The sequence below is a fragment of the Robertmurraya kyonggiensis genome, from assembly GCF_005116465.1.
GTDB lineage: Bacteria > Bacillota > Bacilli > Bacillales > Cytobacillaceae > Robertmurraya > Robertmurraya kyonggiensis.
This window is the reverse complement of the sequence record NZ_SWBM01000009.1, coordinates 103,087-124,391: the sequence shown is the minus strand read 5'-3', so window position 1 is coordinate 124,391 and position 21,305 is coordinate 103,087. Positions and strand designations below refer to the sequence as shown.

19 protein-coding genes, 2 tRNA genes and 1 rRNA gene are annotated in these 21,305 nt (G+C 38.6%); 16 read left to right on the top strand and 6 right to left on the bottom strand.

Annotation, left to right across the window (positions count from 1 at the left end):
- Positions 1 to 195 precede the first annotated feature (195 nt).
- The 7 genes from rrf to tsaD all read left to right on the top strand — a co-directional run bounded on the left by rrf (position 196) and on the right by tsaD (position 3,454).
- Positions 196 to 312, top strand: a 5S ribosomal RNA gene (gene rrf, locus FA727_RS22075).
- 64 nt (positions 313 to 376) lie between these two features.
- A tRNA-Met gene (locus FA727_RS22070) sits at positions 377 to 450 on the top strand.
- 96 nt (positions 451 to 546) lie between these two features.
- Positions 547 to 623: transfer RNA gene (locus FA727_RS22065), tRNA-Asp, on the top strand.
- 185 nt (positions 624 to 808) lie between these two features.
- A complete protein-coding gene (tsaE, locus tag FA727_RS22060; protein WP_136833643.1) occupies positions 809 to 1,264 on the top strand; it encodes a tRNA (adenosine(37)-N6)-threonylcarbamoyltransferase complex ATPase subunit type 1 TsaE in 456 nt (151 codons plus the stop codon).
- Complete coding sequence (gene tsaB / locus FA727_RS22055; RefSeq protein WP_136833642.1) at positions 1,261 to 1,968, top strand: tRNA (adenosine(37)-N6)-threonylcarbamoyltransferase complex dimerization subunit type 1 TsaB; 708 nt, start codon at positions 1,261 to 1,263, stop codon at positions 1,966 to 1,968. The genes tsaE and tsaB overlap by 4 nt, the downstream gene beginning before the upstream one ends.
- A gap of 14 nt (positions 1,969 to 1,982) precedes the next feature.
- A complete protein-coding gene (gene rimI, locus FA727_RS22050; RefSeq protein ID WP_136833641.1) occupies positions 1,983 to 2,432 on the top strand; it encodes a ribosomal protein S18-alanine N-acetyltransferase in 450 nt (149 codons plus the stop codon).
- Positions 2,432 to 3,454 (top strand): tRNA (adenosine(37)-N6)-threonylcarbamoyltransferase complex transferase subunit TsaD, encoded by a 1,023-nt coding sequence (gene tsaD, locus FA727_RS22045; RefSeq protein ID WP_136833640.1) that lies wholly within the window; start codon positions 2,432 to 2,434, stop codon positions 3,452 to 3,454. Before rimI ends, tsaD begins: the two co-directional genes overlap by 1 nt.
- A gap of 210 nt (positions 3,455 to 3,664) precedes the next feature.
- On the opposite strand, the gene abc-f is transcribed toward tsaD, so the two are convergent.
- Entirely contained in the window at positions 3,665 to 5,590 is a 1,926-nt protein-coding gene (abc-f, locus tag FA727_RS22040; protein WP_136833639.1) for a ribosomal protection-like ABC-F family protein, read from the bottom strand.
- A 165-nt stretch (positions 5,591 to 5,755) separates the two neighbouring features.
- Here abc-f and moaC point away from each other — a divergent pair, with 165 nt between their 5' ends.
- Positions 5,756 to 6,250 (top strand): cyclic pyranopterin monophosphate synthase MoaC, encoded by a 495-nt coding sequence (moaC, locus tag FA727_RS22035; protein ID WP_136833638.1) that lies wholly within the window; start codon positions 5,756 to 5,758, stop codon positions 6,248 to 6,250.
- A 48-nt stretch (positions 6,251 to 6,298) separates the two neighbouring features.
- Positions 6,299 to 6,961, top strand: a complete 663-nt coding sequence (locus tag FA727_RS22030) for a redox-sensing transcriptional repressor Rex (protein ID WP_136833637.1) — start codon at positions 6,299 to 6,301, stop codon at positions 6,959 to 6,961.
- A gap of 27 nt (positions 6,962 to 6,988) precedes the next feature.
- On the opposite strand, the gene FA727_RS22025 is transcribed toward FA727_RS22030, so the two are convergent.
- The gene (locus FA727_RS22025; RefSeq protein WP_136833636.1) at positions 6,989 to 7,198 is read right to left on the bottom strand and encodes a YdiK family protein; all 210 of its coding nucleotides are present in this window, start codon (positions 7,196 to 7,198) and stop codon (positions 6,989 to 6,991) included.
- Entirely contained in the window at positions 7,195 to 7,932 is a 738-nt protein-coding gene (locus tag FA727_RS22020) for a CPBP family intramembrane glutamic endopeptidase (protein WP_136833635.1), read from the bottom strand. The genes FA727_RS22025 and FA727_RS22020 overlap by 4 nt, the downstream gene beginning before the upstream one ends.
- A gap of 342 nt (positions 7,933 to 8,274) precedes the next feature.
- Between FA727_RS22020 and groES the strand changes: the two genes are divergently transcribed.
- Together groES and groL are read left to right on the top strand one after the other, a co-directional pair.
- On the top strand, positions 8,275 to 8,562 hold the full coding sequence (gene groES, locus FA727_RS22015) for a co-chaperone GroES (protein ID WP_126410312.1): 288 nt from the start codon (positions 8,275 to 8,277) through the stop codon (positions 8,560 to 8,562).
- 92 nt (positions 8,563 to 8,654) lie between these two features.
- Complete coding sequence (gene groL / locus FA727_RS22010; RefSeq protein WP_136833634.1) at positions 8,655 to 10,286, top strand: chaperonin GroEL; 1,632 nt, start codon at positions 8,655 to 8,657, stop codon at positions 10,284 to 10,286.
- A 92-nt stretch (positions 10,287 to 10,378) separates the two neighbouring features.
- Here groL and FA727_RS22005 read toward each other — a convergent pair whose 3' ends face one another.
- The 3 genes from FA727_RS22005 to FA727_RS21995 form a co-directional block, all read right to left on the bottom strand.
- Positions 10,379 to 11,224: a hypothetical protein gene (locus FA727_RS22005; protein WP_136833633.1), complete on the bottom strand. Its 846-nt coding sequence runs from the start codon at positions 11,222 to 11,224 to the stop codon at positions 10,379 to 10,381.
- Positions 11,221 to 11,739 carry an RNA polymerase sigma factor gene (locus FA727_RS22000; protein ID WP_136833632.1) on the bottom strand — a complete coding sequence of 173 codons (519 nt, stop codon included), beginning with the start codon at positions 11,737 to 11,739 and terminating at the stop codon, positions 11,221 to 11,223. The genes FA727_RS22005 and FA727_RS22000 overlap by 4 nt, the downstream gene beginning before the upstream one ends.
- 339 nt (positions 11,740 to 12,078) lie before the next feature.
- On the bottom strand, positions 12,079 to 13,854 hold the full coding sequence (locus tag FA727_RS21995) for a glycoside hydrolase family 13 protein (protein WP_136833631.1): 1,776 nt from the start codon (positions 13,852 to 13,854) through the stop codon (positions 12,079 to 12,081).
- A 488-nt stretch (positions 13,855 to 14,342) separates the two neighbouring features.
- On the opposite strand from FA727_RS21995, the gene FA727_RS21990 reads away from it, so the two are divergent.
- The 5 genes from FA727_RS21990 (at position 14,343) to FA727_RS21970 (ending at position 21,282) form a co-directional block, all read left to right on the top strand.
- The gene (locus tag FA727_RS21990) at positions 14,343 to 15,602 is read left to right on the top strand and encodes an extracellular solute-binding protein (RefSeq protein ID WP_136833630.1); all 1,260 of its coding nucleotides are present in this window, start codon (positions 14,343 to 14,345) and stop codon (positions 15,600 to 15,602) included.
- 285 nt (positions 15,603 to 15,887) lie between these two features.
- The gene (locus tag FA727_RS21985) at positions 15,888 to 17,162 is read left to right on the top strand and encodes a sugar ABC transporter permease (protein WP_136833649.1); all 1,275 of its coding nucleotides are present in this window, start codon (positions 15,888 to 15,890) and stop codon (positions 17,160 to 17,162) included.
- 2 nt (positions 17,163 to 17,164) lie between these two features.
- Positions 17,165 to 18,016 (top strand): sugar ABC transporter permease, encoded by an 852-nt coding sequence (locus FA727_RS21980; RefSeq protein WP_136833629.1) that lies wholly within the window; start codon positions 17,165 to 17,167, stop codon positions 18,014 to 18,016.
- Positions 18,017 to 18,055: 39 nt separating this feature from the next.
- Entirely contained in the window at positions 18,056 to 18,898 is an 843-nt protein-coding gene (locus tag FA727_RS21975; protein WP_136833628.1) for a DUF1189 family protein, read from the top strand.
- Between the two features lie 53 nt (positions 18,899 to 18,951).
- A complete protein-coding gene (locus tag FA727_RS21970) occupies positions 18,952 to 21,282 on the top strand; it encodes a glycoside hydrolase family 31 protein (protein ID WP_136833627.1) in 2,331 nt (776 codons plus the stop codon).
- Positions 21,283 to 21,305 lie beyond the last annotated feature (23 nt).

Here is a 21,305-nt window from a genome sequence, read left to right as displayed (position 1 = left end):
AGGTCAGAGGTGGAAGCGCGGTGACGTGTGGAGCTGACTGATACTAATCGTTCGAGGACTTAACCAAATAGGTTTCTCAGTAATTCTTCTTCTTCAACATTATCTAGTTTTGAGGGAATAAACTTTTTTGCGTCAGCAAAATAAGTGTCCTTAATTTTTCGCGCAAGCGAAAATAGGTTTCCTTTAATCAAATAGTCCGGTGGCGATAGCGAGAAGGTCACACCCGTTCCCATACCGAACACGGAAGTTAAGCTTCTCAGCGCCGATGGTAGTTAGGGGCTGTCCCCTTGTGAGAGTAGGACGTTGCCGGGCGAACAATTTTTATAGTCTTCTACTAGATAGAAGCATGAACTGAAATACGTTCATTTAATATTATCGCGGGGTGGAGCAGTCTGGTAGCTCGTCGGGCTCATAACCCGAAGGTCGCAGGTTCAAATCCTGCCTCCGCAATCATCTTTTCTCCTTTGTCGAAAAGATAAGGAAAGATATTTTTGCTATCGCAAAAAATAGAGGTAAGTTATTTTCTCCTTACGTCGAAAAAACTTTGGTCCGGTAGTTCAGTTGGTTAGAATGCCTGCCTGTCACGCAGGAGGTCGCGGGTTCGAGTCCCGTCCGGACCGCCATTTTAAAAAAAGTAAGCGAAACGATGTTTCGTTTTTTTTATGCCCAATTTTGCCTTTTGCTCATCTAAGCAAATTAAGGTAAACTACATATAGAAGAGATAGATTCCTTAGGAGAAGTCCTAAGGTTTTTTCATATCTAATGAGGAGTTTTTATCTTACGTCAAAATGATAAAGGATAGTTATATATGAGTGAATATACATTTACCTCAACTCAGCCTTCAGAGACGATGAATTTTGCGAAACGTCTTGGCCAACTTTTAAAACCTTCGGATGTGATTGCATTAGAAGGGGATTTAGGAGCAGGAAAGACTACTTTTACAAAGGGATTGGCTGAAGGATTAGAAATAAAGAAAACGGTCAACAGTCCAACCTTTACGATTATTAAGGAGTATCATGGAAGATTGCCTCTTTATCATATGGATGTCTATCGCGTAGAGGATTCATACGAGGATTTAGGCTTTGATGAATATTTTGAAGGAAGTGGCGTTACAGTCGTGGAGTGGGCTCATTTAATTGAGGATCAACTACCTGACGAGCTGTTGACGATTCAGTTGAAGCACGGAGAGAATGATACGAGGACGATTAGCTTAGAGCCTAAGGGTGCTCGATATGAGGAACTATGTAAGGAGTTATTTTCATGAAGGTATTAGCAATTGATACATCAAATTATCCATTAGGGATAGCGATCATTGATGAGGAGAAGGTCATTGGCGAGTACGTAACAAACGTTAAGAAAAACCATTCGATTCGTGTTATGCCAGCCATCGAGATGCTACTTAAGGATTGTGATTTAACGCCCAATGATTTAACAAAGATTGTTGTAGCTCAAGGACCAGGCTCTTACACAGGGGTTAGAATTGGTGTAACGATCGCAAAAACATTATCTTGGACCTTAAAGATTCCACTTGTTGGTGTATCGAGTCTAGAGATTTTGGCAGCAGCAGTCGGAAGATACTTCCCAGGTGGAGTGTCACCTCTTTTTGATGCGAGAAGAGGGCAAATCTATACAGGTTTGTACCAATATGAAAATGGAAAGATCAAGACAGTAGAGAAGGATCAAATTTTACAATCAAAGGATTGGGCAAAGCAACTGACTAATCTTTCACAGCCAGTTCTATTTGTCGGAAACGATATTCCATTACACAAAGAGATTATTGTAGAAGAAATGGGAGAGCAAGCGAAGTTTGCTGAGTTAACTGAGCTGAATCCTCGACCATCAGAATTAGCATTTTTAGGTATGCATAGAGAAGGAGAAGAGGTACATACCTTTGTTCCAAACTATATTCGATTAGCTGAAGCCGAAACCAAATGGATTGAGGCGAATCAAGCAAAAGACTCTAATTAAGGACGAACCAGGATATGAATAAACAAATAACACTTCGAAAAATGGTAGAAGCAGATATTGATCAAATTCTCATTATCGAGAATGAATCTTTTGCAACTCCTTGGAGCAGAGAATCTTTTGAAAATGAATTAACGAAGAATCGCTTTGCTCTATACTTAGTTTTAGAGGATGAAGAAGTTATTTTTGGCTATTGTGGTGTGTGGATTATTGTCGATGAGGCCCATGTCACAAATATTGCCCTTTTGCCAAACTATCGAGGTAAGAAACTTGGAGAGACCTTATTAACTGAGATTATGAAGGTTGCTAAAGAAAAGGGAGCGAAATCGATGACGTTAGAGGTTAGAGTGTCCAATCAAGTTGCTCAATCTCTTTATCGTAAATTGGGTTTCCGAGATGGTGGCATAAGAAAGAATTATTATACGGATAATCAAGAGGATGCTTTAGTAATGTGGGTGAATTTATAATGGAAAAAGATCAATATATACTCGGGATTGAGACAAGCTGTGACGAAACAGCTGTGGCAATTATTAAAAATGGACGTGAAATTGTTGCCAATGTTGTTGCATCTCAAATTGAAAGCCATAAACGATTTGGTGGAGTTGTTCCGGAAATTGCTTCTCGCCATCATGTTGAACAGCTTACGATTGTGTTAGAAGAAGCAATGAGCCAGGCCACACTTGAATTTAAGGATATAGATGGAATTGCTGTGACGGAAGGACCTGGCCTAGTAGGGGCGTTATTAATTGGTGTAAATGCTGCGAAAGCTCTGTCTTTTGCCCATCAAATTCCGTTAGTGCCGGTACATCATATTGCAGGTCATATTTATGCGAATCGTTTGGTGACAGAAATGAAGTTTCCTCTTCTTTCTCTCGTTGTATCAGGTGGACATACGGAGCTTGTGTATATGAAAGAGCATGGTCATTTTGAAGTGATCGGGGAGACGAGAGACGATGCTGCCGGTGAGGCTTATGATAAGGTAGCACGGACGTTGAATATGCCTTACCCCGGTGGTCCTCATATTGACCGCTTAGCACAGGTTGGAGAGCCGATCATTAATTTACCAAGAGCATGGCTAGAAGAAGGCTCTTATGATTTTAGTTTTAGTGGTTTGAAATCAGCTGTTATTAACACAGTCCACAATGCAGAGCAAAGAGGAGAAACCATTAAGCCAGAAGATCTTGCTGCAAGCTTCCAAGAAAGTGTCATTGACGTTCTCGTAACAAAAACACTAAAGGCTACGGAAGAATATAAGGTAAACCAAGTATTGCTTGCTGGAGGCGTAGCTGCGAATAAAGGACTTCGCAATCGATTAGAAGAAGCTTTTGGAGAGATCAATGTGGAGCTAGTTATACCACCATTGTCTCTATGTACCGATAATGCGGCTATGATTGCCGCAGCAGGGAGCATTTTCTTTGAAAAAGGACAGAGAGCTGGCCTTAATTTAAACGCTAATCCTGGATTGGATATCACCATCCACAACCAATAATTTGAACTATGACAAAATCCCCGCTTAGAAGGGGATTTTTTTGTGGATAAATGTTGATATACTGTTGATAATGTGGATAAAAACCACTTATTTTGTGGATAATGTGGAAAAGTCTGTGGAAGGCTTATATTATGGAGTCCCTAATGTGAATAATTTTGTGGAAAAAAAGAACCGGGCATAGATCTTCTATCCCGGTTCTTCAGTAACGAATTATTCAGCTAATTCAGACCATTCTTCCAACAGATTTTCAAGCTCTTCTTTTGCTTGATCATTGTCTCTTGTAATGGCCAAAACGCGTTCATGGTCCTGAAAAACTTCAGGCTCACAAAGCAATTGTTCATTCGTTTCGATCGTGGCTTCAAGCTTTTCAATGAGTTCTTCGATTTCTTCTAATCTTCTTTTCCGTTGTCTTTCAAGTTTCTTCGCTTCTTTATCCTGTTGATAACTCGTTTTCTCTTGTTGCTCTGCCTTAGGAGCTGTGGATATTTTCGTTGCCGCCTCTAAAGCCTTTATTTCCTCAATTTCTAATTTCTTCTCAATATAGTAATCATAGTCGCCAAGGAACTCATTTGCTTTTTGAGGTTCCAGCTCGATGACTTTCGTTGCGATTCGATTGATGAAGTATCGATCGTGGGATACGAACAGAATCGTTCCTGGATAATCGATGAGAGAGTTCTCTAGCACTTCCTTGCTGTCTAAATCAAGATGGTTCGTTGGCTCATCCAGGATTAAAAAGTTCGCTTTTTTCATCATCAGTTTCGCTAAAACAAGTCGAGCCTTTTCCCCACCTGAAAGGGTTGAAACAGTCTTTAGGACATCGTCTCCAGAAAATAAGAAGTTTCCTAGTACCGTGCGGATATCCTTTTCATTTTTAAGAGGATATTCGTCCCACAGTTCGTTTAATACCCTTTTATTAGACGAGAGCTGAGTTTGCTCCTGATCATAGTATCCTATCGTGACGTTTGAACCGAAGTGGATCTCTCCAGCGATTGGGGATAGCTGGTCAATCAGTGTTTTTAATAGCGTCGATTTACCAATTCCGTTCGGACCAACGAGGGCAATACTATCTCCTCGAGTAATACGGAAAGAGAGATTTTCACTAACCTTTTCCCCATTATATCCGACTGCTAAAGAATCGATTTTCAAGACATCGTTTCCACTTTGACGCTCGATGTCAAAGCCAAAGGAAGCTGACTTTTCATCTCCAAGTGGCCTGTCCATCACTTGAATGCGATCAAGTTGTTTTCTACGACTTTGTGCTCTTTTCGTCGTGGAGGCGCGCGCCAAATTTCGTTGGATAAAATCCTGGAGCTTCGCAATTTCCTCTTGTTGCTTCTCATATTGCTTCATTTCACGCTCATAATTGGCCGCTTTTTGATCCAAATACGCACTGTAGTTGCCGGTGTACTTGCTAATATGCAGTCTTGAGATTTCGTACACCTGATTAACGACCTTATCTAAAAAGTAACGGTCATGGGAAACGATTAAAATCGCTCCATCATAGCCTTGAAGATAGCCTTCTAACCAAGATAGAGTATCAATGTCTAAGTGGTTCGTCGGCTCATCCAATATCAGAATATCTGGTTTCGTTAAAAGTAGCTTTGCCAGGGCAAGTCTAGTCTTTTGCCCTCCGCTTAAGCTCGAAATTTTTGTAGAGTAATCAAAGGAATGAAAGTTCAAGCCGTGTAATACGGAACGAATATCCGATTCGTATTGGTATCCGCCATTTTCTTTGAAAGAAACCTGGAGATGGTCATATTCTTTTAAAATCCGCTCATACTCACGAGTATCGTTGAAGATTGCAGGATCAGACATTTGCTTTTCAAGCTTACGAAGGAGCTTCTCTTGTTTTTGCAAATCTTCAAAGACAGTCAGCATTTCATCCCAAATCGAAGAATCGGATTCCAATCCAGTGTTTTGGGCTAAATAGCCAATATCAACACCCTTTGGCTTCACAATTTCACCAGATTCATATGAAAGCTGTCCGGCAATAATTTTAAGAAGCGTCGATTTTCCAGCTCCATTACGGCCAACAAGGGCAATTCGATCGCGTGTTTGAATTTCAAGCTTTATATTCGTTAAAATGGGGTCAGCCCCAAACGATTTCGAGAGTTGATTCACCTGTAATAAAATCATTTATATTCACCTCTATATGTCTAAAAATAGTGTATCCTAATCAATGGGTAAGGGCAATAAAAGAGGAGTTTCTCGAATAAACTCGAATAGTTTTATGTGAAATGGATAACAATGTTTTCACAAATTTGTCGAAATGGTGTATATTTGGAATGAGGTGTTTTCTTAATGGCAGAATTTACACATTTTAATGAAGAAGGCAGAGCCAAAATGGTGGACGTTAGTGACAAGCAGGAAACCGTACGGACAGCTGTTGCTAACTCAAGTATAACAGTGAACAAAGCAATATACGATCAAATTACGAACAATCACAACAAAAAAGGCGATGTATTGGCAGTAGCTCAGGTCGCTGGCATCATGGCTTGCAAAAAAACAGCTGACATTATTCCAATGTGTCATCCGATTCCACTAACAGGTGTGAATATTTCATTCGAATGGGAAATCGAGAATGATGACTATCGACTGATGATCACTGCATCTGCCAAAACAAAAGGAAATACAGGTGTAGAAATGGAAGCGTTAACAGCGGCTTCTGTTACGGCTTTAACCGTCTATGATATGTGTAAGGCTGTGGACAAAGGCATGGTTATTGGAAAGACGTATCTTGTCGAGAAGACAGGTGGAAAGAACGGGGATTTTAAAAGAGAAAATAAAGTGCGATAAGATTTACAATCTAATACGGACATATTTTACAGGGGTGGAGGAAATAAAATGAGCAGCGAAACGTTAAAGATTCCTCAAGCAACAGCAAAAAGATTGCCTTTATATTATCGTTTTTTAAAAAATCTACATTCCGCAGGGAAGCTAAGAGTATCCTCAGCTGAATTGAGTGAGGCGGTAAAGGTAGATTCGGCTACAATTCGCAGAGATTTCTCTTATTTTGGAGCCCTTGGGAAAAAAGGGTATGGTTACAATGTTGATTATTTATTGTCCTTTTTCCGTAAGACGCTTGACCAGGATGAGCTAACGAAGGTTGCTTTAGTTGGGGTCGGAAATCTTGGGACAGCACTGTTAAATTATAATTTTTTAAAGAATAACAATACCAAAATTTCTGTTGCTTTCGATATTGATGAGGCAAAAATCGGCTCAACAATGAGCGGCGTGACAATTTATCATATGGATGATATGGAAAAGGTATTAGAGGAACTAGGAATATCAATTGCAATTCTGACGGTTCCAGCTCCTTATGCACAGTCGATTACTGATCGCTTGGCAAAAGCAAATGTAAAAGGGATCTTAAACTTCACACCAGCTCGACTAACCGTTCCTGCGACAATGCGTGTTCACCATATTGACCTTGCTGTAGAGCTTCAATCTTTGGTGTATTTCTTAAAGCATTATGGAGTCAACGAAGTTGAAGAAATCGAAGAATAGAAAATGAGTGGGTCCCAATAGACCCACTCATTTTTTGTTTTTCTGTAGCGTTCGGATTTTAAAATGGAAGAGGATCATCCGAATGCCGTTTCCGAAATCAAAAGTAGCTAGGATCACAAGCAAGTATGTAAAGATTCCCCATTCGCCATTTTGTTGTAAGTCCTGGACTGCAAAATAGGTGAAAAATAATCCGAGAATTATATAGAGAATGCCTGAAAACAATGGTGTTTGTCTCATATGAAAAGACCTCCGATGAAGCTTTGAATTTTTTCTGATTGCTCGATAATTTTTTCGAGATCCTCTTTAAAAACAGATTGAACTAAGACAACGAATGTATTCATCGCGACGTGTGCGAAAATCGGTACGAGAATTCGTTTTGTTTTTACATAAAGATAAGCAAATGTGAATCCCATCGCGGAATATAGTAAGACATGTTCAATTTCCATATGGGCTAAGGCGAAAATGACCGAGCTAAAAAGAGCTGATAGGAAAAAGTTGAATCGTTTATAGAATGTACCGAAAATGATTTTTCGAAAGACGATTTCTTCTAAAATAGGTCCAATAATGGAACTAACAATAATCACAATCGGAAAAGATTCGATCAGTGAGATGATTTGCTGCGTATTTTCTGACCCCATTTCAATTCCGAGCCAGCTTTCCACTGTGGCAGCTAAGCTTTGTGCGATTAAGGCAAGAAAAATTCCACATACACCCCAAACGACGGATGCTCCTACTGATGAAGCATTTCGATCGAGTTGATTACTTTTCATTTCATTTCGGAGTAGTAATAGAACGATCAGAAGCGCTAAGGCAAAGCTGAACACAATCCAGATTACGCCGGCTAAGACAGCCATATCTTCTACATTTTGCCCCAGTAAAATACCTCCGAAGGTAATAGCAGGTACCCCAACAAAGGTTGAAAGCTGCATTCCTATATAAGCAATTAGAACATACCAATATTCTTTTTTCACATTATGATTCCCCTTTTAATTTAGGCTTTTAAAACATATATGTAAAGAATCTCTATTCTTTCGTTAAGAGCCCAAATTCACGACTTATCCTACACTATAAACCATTCTACTAAGAAAAAGGAGAAAGATACAATTAGAAGTAGGAAAAAGTTCGGATAATTTAAGAAAACTTGTATATACTTTAAAGGTTGTATTTTGAAATGGTTGTTAAATTTTATGTAAAAAATGCTCTTTGACGCTTGCAAAAATTATTTGAATTCATTAATATAATAATTGTGTTAGCACTCGAGTAGATAGAGTGCTAATAAATAAAACATATGTAAAATGAGGAGGTTGTTTCACTTGTTAAAGCCACTAGGTGATCGCATTGTTATCGAGCTTGTTGAAACTGAAGAAAAAACTGCTAGCGGAATCGTGTTACCTGACTCAGCTAAAGAAAAGCCTCAAGAAGGAAAAGTTGTAGCTGTAGGTACTGGTCGCGTACTAGACAACGGTGAGCGTGTAGCTCTAGAAGTTGCAGTAGGCGAAAGAATTATCTTCTCAAAATACTCTGGTACAGAAGTGAAGTACCAAGGTGCAGAATACTTAATTTTACGTGAAAATGACATCTTAGCTATTGTTGGCGAATAAATAAAGTAGAGTTGAATTCATTTCATAAGGACACGTCTAGTCGCTTGTGAATCAATTTTTAAAAGATAATCAATTCAAGGAGGTTTTTACAAATGGCAAAAGAGATTAAATTCAGTGAAGATGCTCGTCGCGCGATGCTTCGCGGTGTAGATGCTCTTGCAGATGCAGTAAAAGTAACTCTTGGACCAAAGGGTCGTAACGTGGTTCTTGAGAAGAAATTCGGTTCTCCATTAATTACAAATGATGGTGTAACTATCGCAAAAGAAATCGAATTAGAAGATGCTTTCGAAAACATGGGTGCAAAGCTAGTTGCTGAAGTTGCTAGCAAAACAAACGATGTAGCTGGGGACGGAACAACGACTGCTACAGTTCTTGCACAAGCGATGATTCGCGAAGGCTTAAAGAACGTAACTGCTGGCGCTAATCCAATGGTTATCCGTAAAGGTATCGAAAAAGCGGTTATTACTGCTATTGAAGAATTACAAGCAATTTCTAAGCCAGTTGAAAGCAAAGAATCAATTGCACAAGTTGCTGCAATCTCTTCTGCTGACGAAGAAGTTGGTCAATTAATCGCTGAAGCTATGGAGCGCGTTGGAAACGATGGCGTTATCACAATTGAAGAATCTAAAGGCTTCACTACAGAACTTGATGTAGTAGAAGGTATGCAATTCGACCGTGGATATGCATCTCCTTACATGGTAACGGATTCTGATAAAATGGAAGCTGTCCTTGATAACCCATACGTGTTAATCACTGACAAGAAGATCAGCAGTGTTCAAGAAATTCTTCCAGTTCTTGAGCAAGTGGTACAACAAGGTAAGCCACTATTAATCATTGCTGAAGATGTTGAAGGGGAAGCTCTTCCAACATTAGTATTAAACAAATTACGTGGAACATTCAATGCAGTTGCTGTTAAAGCTCCTGGATTTGGTGACCGTCGTAAAGCAATGCTTGAAGATATCGCAGTTCTTACTGGTGGTACAGTAATCACTGAAGACCTAGGTCTAGAGCTTAAGTCTGCGAACGTATCACATCTTGGTCGCGCTGCAAAAATTGTTGTAACAAAAGAAAATACAACAATCGTTGAAGGTGCTGGAGATGCTGATCAAATCGCAGCTCGTGTAAATCAAATCCGTGGCCAAATGGAAGAGACTTCTTCTGAATTTGACCGTGAAAAATTACAAGAACGCCTTGCTAAATTAGCTGGTGGTGTGGCAGTTGTTAAAGTTGGTGCTGCTACTGAAACTGAACTTAAAGAACGCAAGCTTCGTATCGAAGACGCTCTTAACTCAACTCGCGCTGCTGTTGAGGAAGGAATCGTTTCTGGTGGGGGAGTTGCCCTACTTAACGTTTATAACAAAGTGGCTGCTCTTCAAGCTGAAGGCGACGAGCAAACTGGTATCAACATCGTACTTCGTGCAATCGAAGAGCCAGTTCGTACAATCGCTGCAAACGCTGGTCTTGAAGGATCTGTCGTTGTTGAGCGCTTAAAGCACGAAGAAATCGGAATGGGCTTCAACGCTGCAACGAACCAATGGGTAAACATGATCGAAGCTGGTATCGTGGACCCAACTAAGGTTACACGTTCAGCTCTTCAAAACGCAGCATCTGTAGCGGCTATGTTCTTAACAACTGAAGCAGTAGTTGCTGACAAGCCAGAACCAGCTGGTTCCGCTTCAATGCCTGACATGAGCGGCATGGGTGGAATGGGCGGCATGATGTAATCTGCCATTTAAAGTGTCAAAAAAACCTCTCGATCATATTTCGAGAGGTTTTTTATTTAGTTTCATAATACGTTTTGAACAAGTTTTATGATTTAAGGTGTCCACTCGTTACTTATAATCGCGACTAGCTCCCAGATTGAATGTTCGTTTGGTTCAAATACAAGGTAGACGCTTTTCCAATCTTCATATTTAGTTTCTTTATAAAACTCGACGATTTTGGACCCTGGGAAGGCTGCCTCTATTGGTTTGTGCAAGTCGCTCCGTGGTGTTTGAGAGTCAAAAAATGCATTATCAGGGTGGAGGAAAGTATCTGGTTTTAAGAACCTATCCATGTAATCCTTTGGAGTATAGATTAGTTCCATATTTGCTTCTCCGATGCCCCATGTATACTCCTTGTCATCTTCCAGTAGTGAAGAGACTTCACTTTTTTCAAAAACAACTCCATAATCTTGTAGGTAAGACGATAGTGATAAAAATAGACCTTTCTCCGAATGTACGTAGCTTGATAGTAAATCCATATCTCGGTTACGAAGGGCATTATATATTGCTGTTGCTTTTTGTTCCACACTTACTTGTTCTTCGTCAGTAGTCTCTATATCCTTCTGGTCTTGCTCCTGATAATCTTGCTGTATATCCTTGTTAGGTGTTGGAGTTTGCTCTACTTCTACTTCTGGTTCTTTTATTTCTTGTTCTCCAGAGTGATTTTCATTATTAAGGATAAAGTTTACACTCAATATACCAAATAAAACAATTGCAGCTGATGACGCAATTCCTATTTGTATTTTTTTCATTAATATTCTGCTCCCTTTTTGTTGTACCTCTACATCGTTTAGGGCATTCATCACCTGTTGATGCATATGGTCTTGTGTTGACTTACTCAAACTATGTCTTGGTAATTCACTAAGCTTTTCTTCTAAATGATTTTGATTATCTTTCACTTGCGATCCTCCTGACTTAAATGCAGCCGCAACGCCTTTAGCGCACGATGGTAATTTGTGCGTACCTCGGTTTCCCTCCAATTTAATATTTGGGCAGTTTCCCTTACGGATAATCCTTGAATTCCCCTCAGGATTAACACTTCTCGAAATTTCTTTTTCAGTTTAGAGATTGAGAGGTAAAGTTCTCTCTGTTCTTCCTTTTTTAGGAGGATATGTTCTGGATTAGCTGTTGTTTGCTGCTTCAACAATCGCTCATAGAGTGGTGCACTCTTTTTGCTAGTCTTTGTTTCTATCTTTCTCGCTTCGTCTATGGCTGTATTTCGTGCAATGGTGAAGAGCCAAGTCTTGGGTGGGGCCAGATTTTTATATGAGTTAAGGCCACGCCCAGCTTTAATAAAAACCTCTTGTACTAAATCCTCCACATCTGTTGTACCTGTGTAGTAAACCAAAAAGTTGTAAACGTCATTGCTATATAGGTAAAACCACTCTGAAATGATCTCTCTAACATTTGTCATAAAGTTAGGGTCCCCCGATATTTGAATTCACCTTATTAGACGGGTGAAAATTTAATTTGTGTCAAAGATATTGATAATGGTTAAAAATATTCAGTTATAGAGTAGTTCTTAAGGGTTCTAATCGAAGCTTCTTTGATATATCTGTATCTAAAGCGGAAAAAACGTATAAAAGAAAAAGCAACTGGTTCTGGAATTTAAGTGCATTCCAGAGCATTTGCTTTTTCTATGTTCACTAGTTTTATAATTTTCTTATGATATTTTAAAAGTGCTCACTAGGAAGCGGCAAACAAAAGGGACTGATTCAGCACTTTCTATGTGCTTTCTCAGTCCCTTTCCCATTTATCCTATTATTTCCTCAAACACCCGGAATCTCAATCCATCCACTTGAATAGGGTTATCTAGATTTATAGATGTCTTTTTAACCGAACCATCTTCCATCGCTAACTCATGAATCGTTTCCCCGCAAGATAGCTGCTCTTTCGTCACTTCTACCAGTTCCTCGCTATTATTCAGCACGAACAATAATCTACGTTGCCCATCTGCTTTTTCATAGACGACATAGCTCTTTTCCACATCCGCATGGATAAAGCGGAAATCTCCACCATTCCCTACGAGTGGATCTTCCTTACGCCATGCGATAAGTGTCTTCACATAGTTAAATAGCTCTCGGTCCTGCTTACTTTCATCCCATTCCATACAAGCTCGGCAACCCGGATCCTGACCGCCTGCCATTCCAATTTCATCGCCATAGTAAATACAAGGTGACCCAATAAAGCTTAATTGGAAAAGATATAACAGCTTAACTCGTTCAGGATTATCGTTAGCGAGTGTTAAGATACGAGGTGTATCATGACTATCCAATAGGTTAAAGGCAACTTCATTCACATTTTTCGGATACATATGAAGGACCTTAACAATGGAATCAGTGAAATCTTGTGCTGTGATCGTGTCTTTTGCAAGGAAATCGATTGCACTATTGGTAAATGGATAGTTCATGACAGCATCAAATTGATCTCCTTGTAACCAAGGCATGGAGTCATGCCAAATTTCTCCCAATATATAGGCATCAGATTTAGCAGCTTTAACTACTTTACGAAAATCTCTCCAAAACGCATGATCAACTTCATTGGCAACATCCAAACGCCAGCCATCAATATCAAATTCCTCTACCCAATAACGAGCCACATTTAATAAATATTCCTTAACTTCCGGATTCTCTGTATTGAGCTTCGGCATTTGTGAAGTAAAGGCAAATGTATCAAAATTAGGCTTTGGCTCTGTGACGACAGGAAACTCCCATAAATGGAACCAATCCTTGTACGTTGATTTTTCCTGGTTTTCTAATACATCCTGAAATGCAGGGAAATAAAAGCCACTATGGTTAAACACTGCATCTAGCATGACACGAATTCCACGTTTATGACATTCTTGGACTAGTCGGCGAAATGTTTCTTTATCCCCAAACTGTGGGTCGATTTCCATATAGTCAATCGTGTCATATTTGTGATTCGAATAAGCTTTAAAAATAGGAGTGAAATAGATCCCGCTTATTCCTAATTCAACAAGGTGATCTAAGTGATCGATGACACCTTGAAAATCCCCACCGAAAAAGTTACTAGGAGTAGGATCAGTGCTTCCCCATTCAAGCGTACCCTCTGGATTAATAGAAGGATCTCCATTCCCAAAACGCTCTGGGAAAATTTGATACCAAACTGTGTCCTTTACCCAATCTGGTGCTTGAAAAACATCGATATTATTGAGATATGGGAAGCAAAAATAGTTTGCAATTTCAGTTGGTTTTGTGGGGAAGAAACCGCCCTCCGTATAATAGAATGTTTCCTCTCCATCTGAGCATTTAAAGCCATAGCGCATACGATGGAATGTGGGTTCTACTTCAATAAACCAATAATCATAAAGTGACGTAGTACCAGATTTCCTCATAGGACTTGCTGTCGTTTGCCAAGTGCTGCCAACCCAATCATAGGGATCCCCAGCAATAAGCTGAACATCAACAACGTCGTCTTTCTTCGTTTGTAACATAATGTGCAAGGTGTCTTTGTCATAGGCATAGGCAAAGTTATTTTTTGGTCGGTGAAAAATTGCTTCTTTTATCATAGAAATTCTCCTTTTATTTTGTCTTATAGAAAGGGAATGCAAGCTTTAGTAGGGGTAATTGTTACCTTAAAAGAACCCGCCTTTAAATGAAAACAACCCCGTTTACAAATGTAAACGGGGTTGTTGTTAAACAATGCATTGCCCTCAAATTTTTATAATCTTAATCTACTGTAAGCGTTTTAAGTTGTCAACTATTCAACAACCAAATATTTTTATAGATAAAAAATAATGAAAACGGTTGCACAAAAAAATAAAACAAGGTACAATGATTTTGTAAGGTTGCGCAAACGTTTTCGCAGAAATTGTGAGGAAACTAAATGAGGGCCAAATGGTTTGTGACAAACATTAAAATACAGTCGAGAAATAGAAAGAGACATTTTCGAATGTATAAGATTGTCATTAAGCATGAAGCTATTTGATGAAGCCTTACAAAATAAAAAGTTTTTTGTTAGGTAATAACCAAAAAAAGAAAGAGGGGAAAAACAAGTATGAAATTTACTTGGAAAAAATTCGCTTCAGTAGCAATGGTAACTAGCTTACTAGCATTAACAGCATGCGGAGACAAAGAAGAAGGCGGAAAATCCACTGAAGATGGAGCAAAAAATGCTGGAACTTTAGAAATCGGTGTTGAAGCTGGTTATATTGATTATGTAAATTCTATTGTACCTGCTTTTGAAGAAGAAACAGGCATTGACGTAACAGTAACGGAAAGAGACTTATTCGAAACTTTAGAAGCACTTCCATTAGATGGACCTGCTGGAATTGCTCCAGACGTTATGATTGCTCCTTATGACAGAGTTGGTAACTTAGGTCAACAAGGACATCTTGCTGAATATGCTTTACCAGATGATGGTCGTTATGATGATTTAGATAAACAACAAGTAACAATTGATGGCAAAATTTATGGTGCTCCATTTGTTATTGAATCTCTAATTCTTTACTATAATAAAGATTTAATTGATCAAGCTCCTGCTACTTTCGCAGATTTAGATGCGTTAACAAAAGATGAGCGTTTTGCATTTGAATCAGAAAAAGGAAGAAGCACAGCATTCCTTGCTAACTGGTTAGATTTCTATAGCACATATGGATTACTATCTGCTTACGGTGGTTATGTATTTGGTGAAAATGGTACGAACCCATCAGAAATCGGTTTAAATACTGAAGGTGCTATTGAAGGTATTAAATATGCTACTGAATGGTTTGGTAAATGGCCACAAGGTATGTTAGATTCAACTACTGCTGGAAGCTTCATTGATGAGCAATTTACATCTGGTAAAGCAGCAGCTATCATTGGTGGACCATGGTCTGCTTCTAATTACAAAGAAGCTGGCATTAACTATGGCGTAGCAATGATTCCTACACTACCAAATGGTGAAGAATATCAACCATTTGCTGGTGGTAAAGCTTGGATTGCCAGTAACTATGCAAAAGATAAAGAAGCTGCAAACAAATGGTTAGACTTTGTAACAAACGAAGCAAACCAACAAAAATTGTATGAAGCAAAAGGAGAAGTACCTGCTAACCAAATGACAAGAGTAACAGTTGCTGAAGCGGGTGACGAGTTAACAACTGCGGTTATCAACCAATATAATAATGCAATTCCTATGCCAAATATTCCTCAAATGGCTGAAGTTTGGACAGGTGCTGCTACATTAATGTTTGATGCGGCTTCTGGAAATAAAACTCCAGAACAATCAGCAAATGATGCAGTTGTCGTTATTAGTGAAAATATCGATCAAAAATACTAATAATGGGATAATAGACTTTGGCAGAGATTTTTTCTCTGCCTCAGTTTGTTTATAGATAAGAAAGCATAATTTTTGATTTTGAGAATTGTCCAGCTTCAGGCGCCATCGGCTCGAGTGAAAAAGATAGTACACTTTTTCCTTGGTCATAAGCCAATCCATCGAGAAGGTTAAAAAACAACCTTCACGCTGGCTTGTCTTATGCTTGTCGCCGATAGTCGGGCGCCTTCAGCTTTTCTTATAAGGGAGTGAGATAATGTGGAATATATAGAAACAGACAAAAAACGTATGAGAACAGCAACATTGCTCTCTATAGTTCCGGGTTTAGGTCAAATTTATAATAAGCAACTATTTAAGGGTATTGCATTTCTAATTATTTTCGCTTTATTTGTAATCGAAATGATTAACTTTGGAGCGGAAGCATTGATTGGTTTAATCACACTTGGAAGTACCCCTGGTATGGACCATTCACTTTTCATTCTAATTGAAGGTTCCTTACAACTACTAATTCTTCTATTATTTATACTTTTTTACGCGATTAATTTTAATGACGCTAGAAAAGTTGCTAAATTATGGGCGGAAGGTAAAAAAGTAAATACCTCTATCAAGTCCATTCTATTGAATATGGTTGATAATGGATTCCCATATTTGTTTACAATTCCAGCATATGTAGCAATGGTCTTTGCAATTGTATTCCCAGTATTAGTAACCATATTTATTGCATTCACCAACTATGATTTTTATCATATTCCACCAGCAAAGCTTATTGACTGGGTAGGATTTGAAAACTTTACAAATATATTTTTCTTAAGTTCTTATCGTGATACGTTCTTAGCTGTTTTTGGTTGGACGGTGATTTGGACTGTAGCAGCAACAACACTTCAAATTACAATTGGTATTTTTACTGCTATCGTATTAAACCAAAAGTTTATTAAGTTTAAGCGAGTATTCGGTATTATCTTCCTTTTACCATGGGCAGTACCAGCTTTTATTACGATTATGAGTTTCTCTAATATGTTTAATGATAGTATTGGTGCGATTAACACACAGGTCATTCCGTTAATTGATGCGTTAATACCGTTCGTTGATATTGGAAGTCTGCCGTGGAAGACAGATCCGACATTTACAAAGATAGCGATTATTTTAATTCAAGGATGGTTAGGATTTCCGTTCATTTATGTCCTTGTATCGGGTATCCTGCAATCTATTCCAGAGGAACAATATGAAGCTGCGCGCATTGATGGTGCTGGGGTCTTACAACGTTTTAGACACGTGACGATGCCTGCAATCTTCACGATTGCTGCACCAATTTTCATTACACAATATACGGGGAACTTCAATAACTTCTCGATGATTTACCTATTTAATGAAGGTGGTCCAGGAAGTATTGGGGCAGGAGCAGGTTCAACTGATATCCTAATCTCATGGATTTATAAATTGACAACAGGAACGTCACCACAGTATTCAGTAGCATCTGCCGTGACATTATTTATTTCCTTATTTATCATAGGCATTTCGTTGATTGTCTTTAAGAAAACGAAAGCATTTGAAATGGAGGATTAATGATGAACAGAATAATGAAATCCCAAAAGACCTCCCAGTTCGTTGGCAAATTTTTTACGTATTTCTATCTATTGATATTGGCAGTTATCATCATCTACCCGCTGCTGATTACAGCGAGTTCGGCATTTAAAGCAGGAAACGTAGCAGCGTTTGACTTGAGCTTCGATACAGAGTGGACTTTAGATAATTTTAAGAGACTATTTTCCGAAACCTTATTTGGGGAGTGGTATTGGAATACACTTATTATTGCTTTAGTTACGATGGTTGTCCAAGTAACAGTTATTACACTAGCGGGTTATACGTATAGTCGTTATCGTTTTGTTGGTCGTAAGAAAAGCTTAATGTTTTTCCTAATTGTCCAAATGGTACCCACTACTGCTGCATTAACAGCATTCTATGTTATGGCATTATTAATGGGAGCTCTAAATCAAACTTGGTTCCTAATGTTCCTATACATTGGTGGTGGTATTCCTATGAATACATGGCTAATGAAGGGATATTTCGATACAGTGCCATATGATTTGGATGAATCGGCTAAACTTGATGGTGCTGGCCATTTCCGAATTTTTATTCAGATTGTACTACCATTAGTAAAGCCTATGATTGCCGTACAATCCTTATGGGCATTTATGACACCATTCGGCGAGTATATGCTAGCAAAATTCCTATTACGTACACCGGAAAAATATACGGTTGCCATAGGATTACAAACATTTATCAATAACCCACAAAACCAAAAGGTGGCATTATTCTCTGCGGGTGCCATTTTAATCGCAATACCAATCACGTTGTTATTCTTTATGCTTCAAAAACACTTTGTTGCAGGCTTAACTTCTGGTGGTACTAAAGGCTAATACATGAATTCTTATTCTTAAAGAAATGAAGTGAACAACATGAAAACGGATATATTTCCACTCAATTTTTTCAAGAGCATAATAACACCAAAACGTGTGTTTACAGGTAGAAAACAATTAAATTGGTTTCAAATTGTTATTGTGCTGTTATTTATAAATGGATTAATGATGATTCCATTATCTTTGAGTATGGCAAAAATGGATTCTTATCCGGTAGAAGAAACGTATCCCAATGCGTTTGACTTGCTAGATGAATCCGTAATTGAATTCTTGGATGGCGCGGAGTTTTCAGAAGGGACTCTGACATTATCAGAGCCCTTTTTTGAAGAATATGATAATGGAATTGTTGGGGGAAATGTATCCACAGCACAAGAGGAAAAAGCTTTAGAAGCTCCTAATACACTTTTATTTCAAGAAAATGAATTGATTATTAAAGATGGCGAAAATCCGGTCACTTCAGTCACCTATACGAAAGATTTTTCAATAGAAGGTGTATCGTCTATAGAGGAACTGAAGTCGGAGCTATCTAGACAATGGTTTATCCAAAATAAAACTTTCATTGTAGGAAGTTTACTAGTATCTCTATTTATATTATTGCTCGTTAGTATTGTTTTGATAACTTTGGGTTCATCTCTATTTGTATACTTGAGCAAGAAGGGACAACTATCAACGATTCGTACGTATAAGGAATCGGTCAATTTAGTTGTTAATACACTTGGGTTACCAACGATTATCGCTAGTGTATTAGGTTTTATTCAATTTGATATTATTACGATGCTCATGACACAAACGTTTGGTTTCGTTATCTTACTTCTGTTGGTATTTACAAAAACTCGTTTTAGCGATGATGTGGTTAATCAAATTAACAATAATAAAAAATAAATGGAATTTGGTACGCACAGTTGTACATTTTTTGTTTAACAGGAGGTACACCAATGCTTGAAGATACAAGCTTTGCTATACACCCAGGAAAAGAAAAAAAGGATGGAGCTTTTTCTTATACTGATATTGGTAATCTAGTTGGCTATGAAAAGGATGCAGCTGGTTATACGTTTAACTGTACAAACGGATTTGTTACCTTACAGGTATTTACAGATTCGATCGTTCGAGTAACAATGAATGCGACGAAAAAACCGTTGTTGGATAACTCTCAAGCAGTGATGGTTCGTCCGGAGCATGTAGAGATAGAAGAAATTAACACAGAGCATGAGCTAACCCTAAAAACGAAGGAGCTTGTTGTGACTTTGCAAAAAGCACCATTCCGTGTGACGGTTGCAGATACGCATGGGAGAGTCCTTGTAAATGAGGACTCGCGCGGAATGGCTTACCGTGAAAACGGCGAGGTCATTGCATTCAAACAGATGGACGCTCAGGATCACTTCTATGGCTTTGGTGAAAAATCTGGTCATTTAGATAAACGTGGCGAGAAATTAGAAATGTGGAATACCGATGTGTATGCGCCCCATAACCCAGAAACAAAAGCGCTGTATGAGTCAATTCCTTATTTCATGACATTGCGTGATGGCAAAGTGCACGGAATCTTTTTCGATAATACGTATAAAACGTACTTTGATCTGCAATCATCCGAAGAGTATTATTCCTTTTCGGCAGAGGGCGGACAGTTAGATTATTATGTATTGGCTGGACCTCATCCGAAATTGGTGTTAGAGCAATACACATATCTAACTGGTAGAATGCCACTCCCGCCAAAATGGTCGATAGGCTACCATCAATCTCGTTATAGCTATGAGACGGAAGCGGAAGTAAGAGAGTTAGCAAAGAATTTTATCAAAAAAGATATCCCAGTTGATGTGATTCATTTAGATATTCACTATATGAATGGCTATCGTGTATTTACTTTTGATAAAGAACGATTCCCGAATCCAGAACAGCTAATTGCTGATTTGAAAGAAATGGGCATCCGTGTTGTACCGATTGTAGATCCTGGTGTGAAAAAGGATGCGGAATATCCGATTTATCAAGAAGGTGTCCTTGAGGATCATTTCTGTAAATATATTGAGGGGAATATTTACTACGGAGAAGTTTGGCCGGGTGTGAGTGCTTTCCCTGATTTTACAGAGGAAAAGGTTCGCAAATGGTGGGGCAAAAAACATGAATTCTATACTTCGATGGGAATTGAAGGAATCTGGAATGATATGAATGAGCCAGCTGTATTCAATGAATCGAAAACAATGGATTTAGATGTCATCCACCGAAATGATGGCAATCGGGCGACGCATCGCGAATTGCATAATGTGTACGGTTTATTAATGGGAAAAGCCACTTATGAAGGAATGAAAGAAAACCTTCAAGGGAAACGTCCATTTTTACTGACAAGAGCGGGTTATGCCGGTGTGCAACGTTATGGATCAGTATGGACAGGGGATAACCGTAGCTTCTGGGAGCATTTGCAAATGTCTCTGCCAATGGTGATGAACTTAGGTTTATCGGGCGTTCCTTTTACCGGTCCAGATGTGGGTGGTTTTGCGCATGATACAAATGCAGAACTATTAACACGTTGGATTCAGGTCGGAGCTTTTACACCATTTTTCCGAAACCATTCTGCGATTGGTTTCCGTTACCAAGAGCCATGGCAGTTTGGTGAAAAATATGAAGCGATTATGAAAAAATATATCCAAATGCGTTATCAATGGATGCCTCAGCTTTATTCACTATTTTATCAAGCTAGTGAACAAGGTCTGCCAGTTATGCGTCCATTACTAATGGAGTATCCAGATGATGCTAAAACGTATAACTTAAATGATCAATTTATGCTTGGAGATAACGTCATCTTCGCGCCAATTTTGAATCCTTCTGTTACTGATCGAGCGGTGTATTTACCTAAAGGAGATTGGGTGGAATATACAACGGGTGCAAGCTATGAAGGAGAAAAAGTGCATCTTATCCATGCGGAATTAGAAGATTTACCAATTTTTGTTCGCAAAGGCACAGCGCTTATGCAAACCGAGTGGCAATCCAATCAAGATAAAGAAACAAAAAGTCTTACGATGAAAGTTTTTGCTTCTGACGATGCGAACTACTCATTTACGTTCTACGATGATGATGGAGAAACCTTTGCTTATGAGAACGGGGAATATCTCAAAATGGTTTTTGATATACAATCTTCTGCTGATCAAGTAGAAATCAATGTCGTATCAAAAGAAGGAAACTATCAGCCTGCATATAAGGAAATTAAGATTGAACTAATTTGTTTAAACAAAGATGTTCTAGTCAATGGAAAAAATAGTAGTATAATTAGTCTATAAATATTGGAGAAAAAAGGTAGAGG

Coding starts and splice junctions, on each gene's coding strand:
- tsaE (WP_136833643.1), top strand. CDS start 809: ATGAGTGAATATACATTTACCTCAACTCAGCCTTCAGAGACGATGAAT.
- tsaB (WP_136833642.1), top strand. CDS start 1,261: ATGAAGGTATTAGCAATTGATACATCAAATTATCCATTAGGGATAGCG.
- rimI (WP_136833641.1), top strand. CDS start 1,983: ATGAATAAACAAATAACACTTCGAAAAATGGTAGAAGCAGATATTGAT.
- tsaD (WP_136833640.1), top strand. CDS start 2,432: ATGGAAAAAGATCAATATATACTCGGGATTGAGACAAGCTGTGACGAA.
- abc-f (WP_136833639.1), bottom strand. CDS start 5,590: ATGATTTTATTACAGGTGAATCAACTCTCGAAATCGTTTGGGGCTGAC.
- moaC (WP_136833638.1), top strand. CDS start 5,756: ATGGCAGAATTTACACATTTTAATGAAGAAGGCAGAGCCAAAATGGTG.
- FA727_RS22030 (WP_136833637.1), top strand. CDS start 6,299: ATGAGCAGCGAAACGTTAAAGATTCCTCAAGCAACAGCAAAAAGATTG.
- FA727_RS22025 (WP_136833636.1), bottom strand. CDS start 7,198: ATGAGACAAACACCATTGTTTTCAGGCATTCTCTATATAATTCTCGGA.
- groL (WP_136833634.1), top strand. CDS start 8,655: ATGGCAAAAGAGATTAAATTCAGTGAAGATGCTCGTCGCGCGATGCTT.
- FA727_RS22000 (WP_136833632.1), bottom strand. CDS start 11,739: ATGACAAATGTTAGAGAGATCATTTCAGAGTGGTTTTACCTATATAGC.
- FA727_RS21995 (WP_136833631.1), bottom strand. CDS start 13,854: ATGATAAAAGAAGCAATTTTTCACCGACCAAAAAATAACTTTGCCTAT.
- FA727_RS21990 (WP_136833630.1), top strand. CDS start 14,343: ATGAAATTTACTTGGAAAAAATTCGCTTCAGTAGCAATGGTAACTAGC.
- FA727_RS21985 (WP_136833649.1), top strand. CDS start 15,888: ATGAGAACAGCAACATTGCTCTCTATAGTTCCGGGTTTAGGTCAAATT.
- FA727_RS21980 (WP_136833629.1), top strand. CDS start 17,165: ATGAACAGAATAATGAAATCCCAAAAGACCTCCCAGTTCGTTGGCAAA.
- FA727_RS21975 (WP_136833628.1), top strand. CDS start 18,056: ATGAAAACGGATATATTTCCACTCAATTTTTTCAAGAGCATAATAACA.
- FA727_RS21970 (WP_136833627.1), top strand. CDS start 18,952: ATGCTTGAAGATACAAGCTTTGCTATACACCCAGGAAAAGAAAAAAAG.